This window comes from Streptococcus sp. 23.2, from assembly GCF_016648665.1.
Taxonomy (GTDB): domain Bacteria; phylum Bacillota; class Bacilli; order Lactobacillales; family Streptococcaceae; genus Streptococcus; species Streptococcus salivarius_E.
The window spans coordinates 40,825-54,244 of record NZ_JACLQJ010000011.1; the positions used below are offsets into that span (position 1 = coordinate 40,825).

Here is a 13,420-nt window from a genome sequence, read left to right on the forward strand (position 1 = left end):
AGTTACTCCTTATTTTTCTCTAAATTCTTGCGAATTTGGTGAAAGACTCGAAAAGCTGTTTCAGCATCTTCTTTCGAAATACCATCTAACAACTGTTCATGGATAGCCTCTCGGAAATGTCCGACATCTTGGGCCTTCTTTTTACCCAAATCTGTCAGATGAACATACTTGTAGCGTTTGTCCTTGTCAGATGTCACCAATTCAACAAAACCATTTTTCTCCATACGTTTAACCAAATTACTAGCCACTGACTTGGAAATAGATAGTCTTTTCTCGATATCTTTGATAAAAATTTCCTTATCTTGGTTGTCAGACAAATACTTGACAGCAAATCCTTGCGGGCCAGCTAAATGCTCAACGCCATACGCTTTACCTAACTCTTGCACGCGAGATTCCATGGTATTGATGAATTCTCTGAAGTCACTAAAAGGATCTTTTCCATGCATTGCAAGCTCCTCCTTAAATAATTCTCATGAAAACTATTTTAGTTTCTATGAGAACTATTGTCAAGAAAAAAGTTCCTATGAGAACTAAAAAAGAGTGAAAAAGAATATTTTTTTCCACTCTCACTCACGTAACTGTGATTATTAAGGCTTTGGACTCTAAAACCTAACAACGCTTGAGCTAGGCTATCTAAATAATAATACCCTCCAAATGGTCCAATTCATGTTGAATAATTTGAGCTGGCATGCCAGAAAAACTTAACTGTTTAGGCATCCATTGTTCATCTAAATAAGCTACCTCAATCGACTCATAACGTCTGGTTGGACGACTTCCTTCTAAAGATAAACAAGACTCCTCTGTTTGAAAAGGTGAGGATTTGCTGACTAAAACAGGATTAAACATGACTAGATTAACAAAACCGATATTTACGATAATGACACGCTTTTTAACTCCAATCATATTGGCAGCCATACCCACACAGGCATCCTTATGAAACTCCAATGTATCACGCAAATCTTTAGCCAAATAGAGGTCTTCTTTAGTCGCTTCTGTCGATTTTTGTCCAAGGAAAAAGATATCCTTTACGATAGGTTTTATCATCTATTTACTCCCTTCTCTTATCTAAACTATGAAATGATATATCCTTCTTTTATCGGAACCAAAGGTCTTCATTCCAAATAAATCACCTTGACCTATTATATCAAAAGGCCCACCCTCTAGTAAAACAGACAAAAAAAGAAACCCGCAGGCTCCTTTTTAGTCATCTTTCTTCACTCTATACAAATAACCAATAAAAACCAAAAGACTAATAGTTGAAACACTCATTGCCACTTTAGCAACTGTAGTATAGCTATAGGTCAAAACAACACCATGTTTACCTGGTGGTAAGACTAGATTAGTTGGATTCTTTTCCTTAGCTAAGTAAGTGGTTACTCGCTTCCCATCAATCCTTGCTTCTTGTCCTTTGTAGTAGAAAACTGGCAACGACAAGACCTTAGATTCTTTAGACTCGTTGGTCACCGTAAGTACTAGCTCGTTGGGAGAACGGCTGATGAATGGCTTGATTTCCTGATTATCCAAGAAAAGGTGTTTGTCAAAGACAAAGCCAAAAGGCTCTTCTTTATTGGTATAATCCCCATTTATATTTTTATAAGTTCCCTTGGCCAGCATTTCTCTCGTGACTTTGGTATCGCTTGGCAATATATTCTTTGCTTTAGTCATCTTATCTTGAACAGTAACAATCTGAAACATATTTAGACAAAGACCTAACAAGACAAGTATTGTCGATGCCTTTATAGAAATATTTTCTAAAATATTCGCCAAAGCTAAACTGAAGAAAAGCAGAGCAAAACTCCATAATCTCCAAGGAAATTGAAGGTTGGACACTGGACTTGCCTGTAAGAACTGCCAAGGAAAACTATTCAAAGTCAAAAAGGCCAAAACAAAAGAAATAAAAAGGTAAATTCTAGCTTCCTTATCCTTCACAAAACGCTTAGCAAAAATCAGGCTTAGCAATAAGCCCAGGAGATAGAGAAGATTTACTGATGGAGTCCTTAAATCACTTTTTAGAATCAACTCCCAGTTGTCTGCCAGACTTAAAGCTGTCTTTGATAGGAGCGGTTTAAAAGTCGTTCGTAGAGTGACATACTTGAATTGCTCTATCATAGGAACAAAGAAAGCTAGAGACATACTAAGAGTGACAAGGGTGGCCTTAAGAAATCCTAGGACACGTTCTTTTTTATTATCCCAAATCCAAAAACTAGTTACCACCGCAAAGAAAATCCCAACAGAAGCCAAAAGGACCGATAAGACATGGGAATAAACTAAACCAAGCATCCCAAGAGTCAAAATCCACCATTTCTTGTAATCTCCAAAAGTTATCAAACGAACGCCAACGAAAACTAGAGGTAGAAAAATCATCGCTAGCGTTTCGCCAACGGCCGCCCGGTAATAAGAATTGTGCAAGAAATACCCCGAAAAGAGATAAAAGGTAGAAAATATCATCACCTGTTTATCAGAATATTTCAATAAACGTAATCCGTAAAAACTAAGCAAACAAGTTACAAAGCGAACAAGAAACTGAAAACTCATCCAGGCTACAAAGACCGACTGAGTCAGCTTATAGATTATGAAAATAGGATAATAAGTTAACCAGGGATAAAAGGTATTGATTAATTGTCCGGTCCCTCCGTTAGTCGTAAAATTAATAGGACTCTTCCAGACAGTATCCAAAGATAAGAGTCGGTTAATGTGAAAGACAATATCATCACCATAAAGCTTGTCCCTAAAAAAGAACATAGGCAGTATTGACACCATACTGATTAAGAAACTTATTAGAATGATTGTCTGATTAGTATACTTCTTCTTTTTTACCCCACAGGGACCCTTTCCAACACTCAAAATTATTCCTCTCATATTCTAATTCATAAAAATCTGCTCTAGAAAGAGATTTCTTACAAGGTCATTATACCAAAAAAAGCACGGAACTCCTCTTCCTCCTAAGTCTGTCTAAACAAAAAAAGAAACCCGCAGGCTTCTTTTCTTATTTTATCGAGAGGCTTATTAATCAGGTCAAGGCTGTTAATTAAACAATACCTTGAGCTGACATAGCGTCTGCAACTTTAAGGAATCCAGCGATGTTGGCACCCACAACAAGGTTACCTTCATGACCAAATTCTTTAGCAGCTGCTGCGGCATTTTCGTAGATACCTTTCATGATATCGTAAAGTTTAGCATCAACTTCTTCGAATGTCCATTGTGTACGTCCGCTGTTTTGTGCCATTTCAAGAGCTGATACAGCAACACCACCAGCGTTAGCAGCTTTGGCAGGACCAAATGATACACCAGCTTTAAGGAAGACATCAATAGCTCCCAAAGTTGAAGGCATGTTAGCACCTTCTGAAACAGCCAATACACCATTTGCTACAAGTGTTTCTGCATCTGTTTCATCCAATTCATTTTGAGTTGCACATGGGAATGCCAAGTCAGCTTTGATAGACCAAACTGTCTTTTCACCACCAGCAGGTGTGAAGGTTGCATTTGGACGAGCTTCTGCATATTTAACGATACGTTCACGTTTAACTTCTTTGATTTCTTTCAACAAGTCAACGTCGATTCCGTCTGGATCATAAACAAAACCAGATGAGTCAGAACATGTTACCGCTTTAGCACCTAGGCTTTGCAATTTTTCAATAGCGTAGATGGCAACGTTACCAGCACCTGAAACAACTGCTGTTTTACCGTTAAAGTTTTCACCACGTGCATTAAGCATTTGTTCTGCAAAGTAAACAGCACCGTAACCAGTTGCTTCTGTACGAGCAAGTGATCCACCCCAGTTCAAACCTTTACCAGTAAGAACACCTGTGTACTCATTACGAAGACGTTTGTATTGGCCATAGAGATAACCAATTTCACGTCCACCAACACCGATATCACCTGCAGGTACGTCTGTATCTGCACCAATGTGTTTGCTCAATTCAGTCATGAAGCTTTGGCAGAAACGCATGATTTCGTTATCTGATTTACCTTTAGGATCGAAGTTTGATCCACCTTTACCACCACCGATTGGTTGACCAGTCAATGAGTTTTTAAAGATTTGTTCGAAACCAAGGAATTTAATGATTGATTGGTTTACTGATGGGTGGAAACGAAGACCACCTTTGTAAGGACCAATAGCTGATGAGAATTGTACACGAAAACCACGGTTTACTTGTACTTGTCCTTTATCGTCAACCCATGGCACACGGAATGAAACGATACGTTCTGGTTCAACCAAACGTTCCAAAAGGTTTTCTTCAATATATTTAGGATATTTGTCGAAGACAGGAACAAGTGAATCGAAAACTTCTTCAACTGCTTGAAGGAACTCAGCCTCATGGCCATTTTGAGCTTTCACTTTTTCAAAAACGCTAGCAACGTACTCTTTACCTGTTGTCATATCAATGTTTCCTTTCAAATAATTACCTTAGTAATTTAATTACATGAATAGTATAAATTTTCAGAATCTTCTTGTCAAGTATTTTCTGCTATTTTTTTGATTTTTATGTTAGCTTTTATGACATAGCAAGTGATCTATCTTTTTTAAGCTACTCCTAAAAAGTTATCAATTCAACAATGTAAACGGATTCTATTTTTCTAGTTTTTCTCCAAAATTTTTTAAACTTTTTTTGAACTTTAAATCTAAAATAACCTAAAAACAATTTAGTAAAATTACTATTTTTACATTTACAAAGATCCCCAACTATGTTATTATGAATTTAGTAATTTTACTAAATCTTGAAAAGGATCATTTTTTATGAAAAGAAAGCAATTATCAGGAAAGCACATCGGCATTGTTTTTGGAACTTTCGCTCCAATGCATGTTGGGCACGTTGACCTTATTACCAAGGCAAAACGCGCTAATGACAATGTGCTCGTCATCGTAAGTGGCAGCAACACACAAGAAGATCGAGGGACACGCGCAGGCCTATCGCTCAACCGCCGTTTCCGTTATGTTCGAGAAGTTTTCTATGATGATGAATTAGTCGTTGTGGATAAACTGGATGAGGCTGGGATACCAGCCTATCCCGAGGGATGGGTACCTTGGGTTAATCGTGTCAAAGAGCTTATCTCTAAAAATACGGATAATCCTGAAAAGATTACCTTTTATGTTGGAGAGCCAGAGTACGTGACCGAGCTCAATCGCTATTATCCTCAAGCTCAGGTAGAACTCATCGAACGCTCTATTATCAACATCTCTGCTACCGAGATTCGCGACAATCCTATGGAAAATTGGAGTTTTATCACCAAGCCTTTCCGTCGTCACTTTACTCATAAGGTCCTTGTCGTGGGCTCTGCTAGTGGTGGAAAAACTACTCTTGTTAAAGATTTGGCCCGAACTTACAACGCTCCCTGCTCTCTGGAATATGCTAGGGAGTATCAAGAAAAGTATAATGTACGAGATGACGAGTTAGATACTAACGATTATATTCACCTCCTGACAGATCAATATGCCCAGACCTCTGATATCATTGATAAAGGGCAGCACTCAGGACTTATCTTTGCCGATACCAACTCAACAGTCACCAAGGTTTATATCGATTACTATTTGAAAGAAAATATTTCTAAAGAAGAATTTGACATGCTGGATAGGCTCTATCAGGTAACCCAGGCCCGTGAAAAGTGGGATTTGATTTTTGTGATTCTGCCAAAATCAAACTATGTGGATGATGGTTTCCGTGACATGACTATGGCTGATAACCAAACACGTGACTGGTTTACCCAGCACCTCTTAGACCTCCTATCACCATTTAAGGATAAAATCGTTATTTTAGGGGAAAATAGTAATAGCGACAGCTTCTTTGCGGATAACTACCATCACGCTAAGAAGGCAATCAAGGAACGTCTACACATCGAGATTTAGAAGACTGATGTAAAGCCATCATCATTTGAACTTACAATAAATAAAGGAGGAAACCTATGACTAAAACCTTCGAAAACTCTGGTGGTGAAAAGGAATTTTTGGACATCTATCGGCGAGAAGAAATGGATAAGTACGTGAAGCCCTCAGTGACCGTTGACTCGGTCATCTTCCGCTATTATGAAGGAAGAGTCCAAACCTTACTTATCAAGCGAAAAAATCATCCCTTCATGGGAAAATATGCTCTCAGTGGTGGCTTCGTTCAGGAGCAAGAGGATCTCAATTTAGCTGTCTGTCGCGAAGTTCAGGAGGAAACATCCGTTAAGCTCAACCCTGATCACATTGAGCAACTCATTACAGTGGGAACACCTTATCGGGATCCTCGGATGTGGACTATCACAGTGGCTTATCTCTGCTTCATGACTTTTAATGATATTCAAGTAGAAAAGGCGGCCGACGATGCGGCGTCTACGCATTGGTTAGACATTGCCATGGTAGATGGTAAACTGCAACTTACTGATGGTGATAAGGCGCTGTCACACGATGATCTTGCCTTCGACCATTGGGAAATTCTCTTAACAGCTATGGAACGTATCAAGGGACGACTCGAATACTATCCAACTATCCTTTCTATTATGCCTGAGGAAAATACTCTAACCACCTATCGTCAACTTTTTGGGACCTTTAATGAAGACTACCTTAAGATGGATTCTACAAACTTCTTGAGGCGTTTTAAACATCTCTTCCAAAAGACAGGCCGTCAGGTAGCTACTAGAACCAGAAAAGCTGCCACCTATACTTATCATATTAAACCACTCTAAAGAAGGTCTTTGTTTGACAATTTGATGCTTACATAGTAGTATTAAGAAAAATTAATAAGAGGTATCCTATGAAAAGTTTTACATTGATTAGTGGCATTCTCATTACACTCTTGGGTGTCTTTTTCTTCGCTAATCCTACAAACCTTCTTGCCATCGTTGGTTGGCTGTTTGCCCTAGTGATGCTCATATCTGGTGTTTCAAGTCTCATGGTTTATTTTAAACGAGATAACGAAAACCGCTCCTTCTTCCAACTGCTTCAGAGTATCATTTCCATTGTTTTTGGGATTATTTTGCTATCAACATCAGCATGGGTGCTCTCAGGTGTAGCTGTAACCATTATCGCTTGGTGGCTTCTTGTCTCAGCCTTTACACAAGGCTTTCAAGCTCATCGCCAACGTCAATTCGGCTTCTCAGGACAACCTGCCCTGTCAATCGCCTTAATTTGTCTGGTATTTGGGCTCTTGCTCTTTAGTGCTCCGTTTTTCTCAGCCTTTCTTATTGGGCGCTTGGTAGCTTCCTTAATTATCTTTACGGGTGTTTCAGTCCTTTCCTTTTCATTCCGCTTGTGGTAAGAAGAAACCAGACACTACATAAACATCAAAAAGCCTTGCAAATGCAGGGCTTTTGTCATACTTTGATTACTAAAGAGCTTATCCCTCTAGCTCACTCAAATACTCATAGCGTTCATACTTTTCAAGTAGGGTTTCGTTAGCAGCATCCAAATCACGTTGAAGGGTAGCTAACTGTCCATAATCGCTAGCATTTTCAAGCATGGCTGCTTCAATCTCTTCGATTTTGGCTTCAAGGTCAGCAATCTCATCCTCGATGGTCGCCCACTCTTGTTTTTCAAAGTAGCTCATGCGTTTTTTATCTTCTTTAACTTTCTCAACTTTAACGCTAGCTTGCTCTTTTTCCTTCTCGAGGAGGGCTGATTGCTCTTGTAAGAAGGCTTTTTCATCAAGGTAGTCTGTGTAGTTACCAAAAAACTCTCGAACACCACCCTCTTCAAAGGCTAGAATCTTGTTAGCTACCTTGTCCAAGAAATAGCGGTCGTGACTTACGGTAACGACAGGGCCGCCAAAACCATTAAGGAAGTTTTCCAAAACCGTCAAAGTTGCAATGTCCAAATCATTTGTCGGCTCATCCAAGAGCAGAACGTTGGGCTTTTCAATCAGAATCTTAAGTAGATAAAGACGTTTCTTTTCCCCACCAGAGAGCTTGGCAATCTGTGTCCCATGGGTAGAACGAGGGAAAAGGAATTGCTCCAAGAGCTCTGTGATACTGGTTGTCCCAACCGTTGTCTTAACTTCATCTGCAACTTCTTGCAAGTAGTTAATGACACGCTTGCTCTCATCCATATCTTTAATTTGCTGTGAGAAATAACCAATACGTACCGTCTCACCAATATCTAGGACACCAGCTGTAGGCACAAGGTCACCATTAATCAGATTGAGCAAGGTCGATTTTCCGACACCATTATCCCCAACAATACCGATACGATCACGATTTTGCATGATAAGATTGAAATCACTGAGAATTTGCTTGCCATCTTCATAAGCGAAATCGACATGCTCGAAGTTCACTACCTTCTTACCAATACGGCTGGTCTCAAAGTTAATTTCAAGATCCTCATTATTGACCGTTTGGTGAACCTCACCCTTAAGATCCTTAAAGCGATTGATACGAGCTTGTTGTTTGGTTGCACGTGCCTGCGGTTGCGTTCGCATCCATGCCAACTCCTGCTTATAGAGTTGCTTTTTCTTGTGAAGGGCTGCTGCATCTCGTTCATCTTGTTCGGCCTTTAGACGCACATAGTCTTGATAATTCCCTTGATATTCAATCAAATTAGCCTGGTCTAACTCAAAGATACGTGTGGCTACATTGTCCAAGAAATAACGGTCGTGGGTAATAAAGAGTACCGTCTTTTTAGAAGACTTGAGAAAATTCGTCAACCAAGCAATAGTATCAATATCCAAATGGTTGGTTGGCTCATCCAAGAGCAGGAGATCTGCATCATTCAAGAGAACCTGAGCCAACTGCACACGACGACGAAGACCACCTGAGAGGTCCCCGACCTTTTGCGAGAGATCTGACAATCCCAACTTAGACAAGACTGTCTTAACCTCGCTCTCAATGGACCAAGCATCTAGACTATCCATCTCAGCCATAACCTTCTCCAAGCGAGCCTGATTCTCCTCAGAATAATCTGCCATAAGGGTTTCATATTCACGAATCAAAGCCATCTCACGAAGGTCTGATGACAAGACTGTATCAAGCACTGTCTTGCTGTCATCAAATTCTGGCTCCTGAGTCAAATAAGCAATCTTATAGCCATTAGCCTTAGTGAAAGGTGACACATCACCATCAAAACCAATACGCTCAGAGACAACATCTAGCAAGGTTGTCTTACCTGTCCCATTGACACCAATAATCCCAATACGATCCAAATCATGGATAATAAATGAAATCTCTTTAAAAACCGTCTTGTCTCCAACGGACTTGGTTAATTTTTCAACAATAAAATCTGACATCTTACTTCCTTCTTACAAATAACACCGCTACGGATCCTACGCATGCTCTGTAGCGGTGTGTCATTTTTATAACGTCCGTAAACTTATTTCATAGCTTGAACAAAGGCCATAATAGCTTCCTTGTCATTAGCTAGTTTCCCATCAACGATGGCATTTTCAATGGCTTTAAGTGCACGACCAAGGTCCGGACCAGGTTTGAATCCTAGCTCCTTCATCAGCGTGCCACCATTCACAACGATTTCGTGCTTATCATGGATGAGCAACTGACCATCCAAATCGGCAATACGCACATAATCGACATCCAAGCCCTGAGCCTGTCTCAAAGTCTCAGCCGCCTCTAAGAGCTCCTTACCATACTGATAAACATCTTGTTTAGTCACGGCTCTCTCCAAACGGAAATTGAAAATCTCAATCAAGGACTGAACTGTCTTTTGGAAATTAACAGACGTCTTCCATTTTTTAAGGAAAGAGCGTGGATTACCATGCTTGAGAGCCAAAAGAGTTGCCGCCCAAGCCTGTTCAGAACTTGTAAATCTAAAGTCCTCCACATAGTCTGCCACAAAAGACTGCCATTCTTCAGCAGTTTCTTGAAAATCCGGAAGGTACTGATAAGCCTTAGTCGCTAGAAGTGCCTTGATTCCCTTTTTCCAATGTGGGGCCAAAAGCAACTTATCGAACTCGATGAAACTTCGCTCAATCGAAATCTTTTCCAGAAGTGGGGCATGGCTGGTCATAGCCTGAAAAGTTTTTTCTTCGATATCAAAGTCTAAACTCGCTGCAAAACGTAGCCCTCGCATGATACGAAGAGCATCTTCGTTAAAGCGTTCCTCAGCCTTACCAACAGCCCTCAAAACACGGTTGTCCAAATCAGCAAGCCCATCGAACTTGTCGATAACCTCAGCATTTTCATTAAGAGCAAAAGCATTGACTGTAAAATCACGACGCTTGAGGTCCTCTTCCAATGAACGCACAAAGGACACGCTAGACGGACGACGGTAATCTACATAGACGTCCTCTGTTCGGAAGGTCGTCACCTCATACTCACCGCCATTTTCCAAGACCAAAACGGTCCCATGCTCAATACCGATATCCACCGTACGCTCGAAGATCTGCTTGGTCTCCTCAGGATATGAAGATGAAGCAATGTCTACATCATGAATGGGACGGTTAAGAAGGGCATCTCGTACCGAACCACCAACAAAGTAAGCCTCAAAACCCGCAGCCTTAATCTTCTCTAATATTGGTAAAGCCTTCTGAAATTCAGAAGGCAAATAACTTAATCTCATAGTAAATGTTCCAAACCATAAACAAGCTGATCACGTTTAACCACTTCTTTAATACCTAGGTTAACTCCACCCATAAAGGAAATACGGTCATAAGAATCATGACGCAAGGTCAAGCCCTCTCCTTGGGCACCAAAGATAACCTCTTGGTGAGCTACAAGCCCTGGCAAACGCACACTGTGAATGCGGAAACCATCAAACTCAGCACCACGTGCTCCAGCGAGGGTTTCCACTTCATCCTCAGCTCCCTGACGTTTAGACTCGCGAACCTCACGAATAAGTTCAGCTGTTTTCACTGCTGTACCTGAAGGCGCATCTTTTTTCTTGTCATGGTGAAGCTCAATGATTTCAAGATCTGGGAAATATTTGCTAGCTTCTGCCGCAAACTTCATAAGAAGGATAGCACCAATAGCAAAGTTAGGGGCAATCAAACCACCAATAGACTTGTCTTTAGAAAGGTCTGTCAATTCCTGAATTTGTGCTTCAGTAAATCCTGTGGTACCCACAACTGGTGCAAAACCATTCTCCAAAGCAAAACGAGTATTTTCATAGGCAACAGCTGGCATAGTGAAATCCACCCAGACATCTGCGTCAAAGCCAACCAAATCCGCTTTATCTGTGAAGACAGGAACACCGTCCACTTCTTTTTCTGTCGCAAATGGGTCAAGCAAGGCAGCCAAAGTCAATTCGTCATCTCCCTTGACCATTTCAACCGCAGTTGAACCCATTCTTCCTTTAAATCCAGCAACAATAACTTTAATAGACATGTCATTTTTCCTCTCTATTGATTTTAATCATAGACAAACCCCATTCCAGATGGATAGTACTTATTTGGTAAATTTAGGTGTTATACCTAGTACTAGTGCTCCTTCACCCAAGTGTGTCGCAATTACAGCACATAAGGATACCACTGTTGAAACGCTAATTCCCTGTGCTTCTAGCTGCTTTTTAAAATCTTCAGCTTTTTCAGGAGCATTGGTGTGAAGGATACTAAGTTCCATTTCACGATTTTCCTCAGCTAGGGCAACCAAACGTTTCACAGCTTTCTTCTCTGTACGCACCTTTTCAAAAACAACGATTTTTCCTTCGTCATTAAAATTCAAAATAGGTTTGATAGACAAAAGATTTCCTAAAATCGCCGAACCATTCGACAAACGGCCACCCTTAACCAGATGATTAAGATCATCCACAAGAATATAAGCCGTCGTTTGGTCAACTTGCTCCTCAAGCTTCTTCAAAATGTTCTCAAAAGACATCCCTTGAGCTGACCAATGCAAAACGTTTCTCACCATGGTTCCCATAGGAGCTGCTGTGATTTTTGTATCAGGAAAAGCAATCTTCAACTTGGCATGGTCCTCAATCAAAAACTGACTATTGGCCCAAAAACCAGAGATTCCTGAAGAAAGGAAAAGCCCAACGACATGGGTATAACCTTTCTCCTCAAACTCCATAAGCAAGTTATCCAAGTCAGCTAGATTAGGTTGCGACGTCTTGAGCAATTCCTCAGAGTTTGCCATTTGCTCATAAAACTGATTGACATCCAAGTTTTTTCCTTCAACAAAAGGCTGCCCCTCAATGATGACCGGAATATCTAAAACATAAACATCAGCATGGCCCTGAATTTCAGCAGGGAGATTAACTGATGAGTCCGTAATAACTGCAAGAGACATCTTAGAACTCCAAATTGATACCTGGACGATCCAAGGCAATTTCAGTTACTTCATAAGTCAAACGTTGAAGCGTATCCAAGAGCGGTGCAGCCAAGGCTTCTGCTTCTTCTTGTGAGAAGTCTTTTGGTTCATTGACGATACGGTTTTGAATGTGGTCCATTTGAGAAACAATCCCTGAGATAACAAACTCATCACGGACAATCATAAATTGCAAAACAGCTACAACAGACGTATTGTTAGCTTCTTCATCTTTATTGTGCAACTGGAAAGTTACTTCAACATTTGTTTTAGGAACACCATTCTCTTTTTCCCACTCATGGTTACGAACATCATAGTGGTAACGGTTAACAAATACTTTTTCGCGAATTAAATCCATTAGTCATATTCTCCTTGATACAATTACTCTTTATTATAGCATAAATATGCTTTATTATGGGAATATTATTGACAGAAAAATGAGTATTTAGACTGATTTTGACAGTAACAATAATCACTAGAAAAGTAGGAGCTTTGATTTAGGACTAGGACTACTAAAATAAGGCTCCTTCATCAGAAGAGAGCCCTTATATTGCCAGCTAACAATCCCTCAAAGAACATTTCTGCTGTCCCTGTTCATCAAAATTCTCAGGAGACAACCAATTCTCAAATCGTTTCTTAAGTACTGGCCACTCACTGTCAATAATCGAGAACCAGTCCGTATCACGGCTACGTCCCTTATAGATAGCATGGTTACGAAAACGCCCCTCATAGGTGAACCCTAAACGCATGGCTGCATTGGCAGAAGGGCGGTTGAGACTATCACATTTCCACTCATAACGACGATAGTTAAGATCTTCAAAGACATATTCCATAAGCAGGTATTGAGCTTCTGTGGCTGCTCGAGTCTTTTGTAAAGCAGGTGCTAAAATCACTCGTCCCATCTCAACACTACGATTTTTTGGTGTAATAGCCATAAGTGAAAAGGTTCCCAGAACCTTACCTGAAGCCTTATCCCTGATGGCAAAGAAATAAGGGTTATCGGATTGCTCATAATCCTCCAAACACTGACGTACAGCTTCTTCAGATTCAAATGGATCGGCATACATATAGGTCCAATCAGAAAGAATCTGATTAGTAAAGTAAAAGTCTAAAATGTCCTCATAATGCTCTGACACTGTCAAATGTTCAACGCTACAATAACGACCTTCTAATAGAGCAACATCTGGCATTTTACCCGGACTAGCATCTGCTAGACTTGGCCCTACTTCTTGTTGGTAGTGATTTAAAGGCATAG

The 13,420-nt window shown here is 40.3% G+C and carries 13 protein-coding genes; 3 read left to right on the forward strand and 10 right to left on the reverse strand.

The window, feature by feature from the left end; translation table 11 throughout:
• Positions 1-2: 2 nt before the first annotated feature.
• From H7T98_RS06910 to gdhA, 4 genes are all read right to left on the reverse strand, one after another.
• Positions 3-446: a MarR family winged helix-turn-helix transcriptional regulator gene (locus tag H7T98_RS06910; RefSeq protein WP_070839705.1), complete on the reverse strand. Its 444-nt coding sequence runs from the start codon at positions 444-446 to the stop codon at positions 3-5.
• 187 nt (positions 447-633) lie between these two features.
• Entirely contained in the window at positions 634-1,044 is a 411-nt protein-coding gene (locus tag H7T98_RS06915) for a peptide deformylase (protein ID WP_139724742.1), read from the reverse strand.
• Between the two features lie 156 nt (positions 1,045-1,200).
• Positions 1,201-2,742, reverse strand: a complete 1,542-nt coding sequence (locus tag H7T98_RS06920; protein ID WP_229103960.1) for a YfhO family protein — start codon at positions 2,740-2,742, stop codon at positions 1,201-1,203.
• A 286-nt stretch (positions 2,743-3,028) separates the two neighbouring features.
• Entirely contained in the window at positions 3,029-4,381 is a 1,353-nt protein-coding gene (gdhA, locus tag H7T98_RS06925; RefSeq protein WP_037597452.1) for an NADP-specific glutamate dehydrogenase, read from the reverse strand.
• Between the two features lie 357 nt (positions 4,382-4,738).
• On the opposite strand from gdhA, the gene H7T98_RS06930 reads away from it, so the two are divergent.
• From H7T98_RS06930 to H7T98_RS06940, 3 genes are all read left to right on the forward strand, one after another.
• Positions 4,739-5,845, forward strand: a complete 1,107-nt coding sequence (locus tag H7T98_RS06930) for an AAA family ATPase (protein WP_064520585.1) — start codon at positions 4,739-4,741, stop codon at positions 5,843-5,845.
• Between the two features lie 56 nt (positions 5,846-5,901).
• Positions 5,902-6,663: an NUDIX domain-containing protein gene (locus H7T98_RS06935; protein WP_064520584.1), complete on the forward strand. Its 762-nt coding sequence runs from the start codon at positions 5,902-5,904 to the stop codon at positions 6,661-6,663.
• A 68-nt stretch (positions 6,664-6,731) separates the two neighbouring features.
• The gene (locus H7T98_RS06940; RefSeq protein ID WP_013990123.1) at positions 6,732-7,235 is read left to right on the forward strand and encodes an HdeD family acid-resistance protein; all 504 of its coding nucleotides are present in this window, start codon (positions 6,732-6,734) and stop codon (positions 7,233-7,235) included.
• 78 nt (positions 7,236-7,313) lie between these two features.
• Here H7T98_RS06940 and H7T98_RS06945 read toward each other — a convergent pair whose 3' ends face one another.
• The 6 genes from H7T98_RS06945 to H7T98_RS06970 all read right to left on the reverse strand — a co-directional run bounded on the left by H7T98_RS06945 (position 7,314) and on the right by H7T98_RS06970 (position 13,418).
• A complete protein-coding gene (locus H7T98_RS06945) occupies positions 7,314-9,194 on the reverse strand; it encodes an ABC-F family ATP-binding cassette domain-containing protein (RefSeq protein WP_022496253.1) in 1,881 nt (626 codons plus the stop codon).
• Positions 9,195-9,277: 83 nt separating this feature from the next.
• Positions 9,278-10,480, reverse strand: a complete 1,203-nt coding sequence (locus H7T98_RS06950; RefSeq protein ID WP_201061569.1) for a CCA tRNA nucleotidyltransferase — start codon at positions 10,478-10,480, stop codon at positions 9,278-9,280.
• Positions 10,477-11,244 carry a 4-hydroxy-tetrahydrodipicolinate reductase gene (gene dapB, locus H7T98_RS06955; protein WP_048676350.1) on the reverse strand — a complete coding sequence of 256 codons (768 nt, stop codon included), beginning with the start codon at positions 11,242-11,244 and terminating at the stop codon, positions 10,477-10,479. The genes H7T98_RS06950 and dapB overlap by 4 nt, the downstream gene beginning before the upstream one ends.
• Before the next feature lie 60 nt (positions 11,245-11,304).
• Positions 11,305-12,147, reverse strand: a complete 843-nt coding sequence (locus H7T98_RS06960; protein ID WP_014633954.1) for a DegV family protein — start codon at positions 12,145-12,147, stop codon at positions 11,305-11,307.
• A gap of 1 nt (position 12,148) precedes the next feature.
• Positions 12,149-12,523 carry a DUF1149 family protein gene (locus H7T98_RS06965; RefSeq protein ID WP_002885550.1) on the reverse strand — a complete coding sequence of 125 codons (375 nt, stop codon included), beginning with the start codon at positions 12,521-12,523 and terminating at the stop codon, positions 12,149-12,151.
• A 199-nt stretch (positions 12,524-12,722) separates the two neighbouring features.
• On the reverse strand, positions 12,723-13,418 hold the full coding sequence (locus H7T98_RS06970; protein WP_175057415.1) for a GNAT family N-acetyltransferase: 696 nt from the start codon (positions 13,416-13,418) through the stop codon (positions 12,723-12,725).
• Positions 13,419-13,420: the final 2 nt, after the last annotated feature.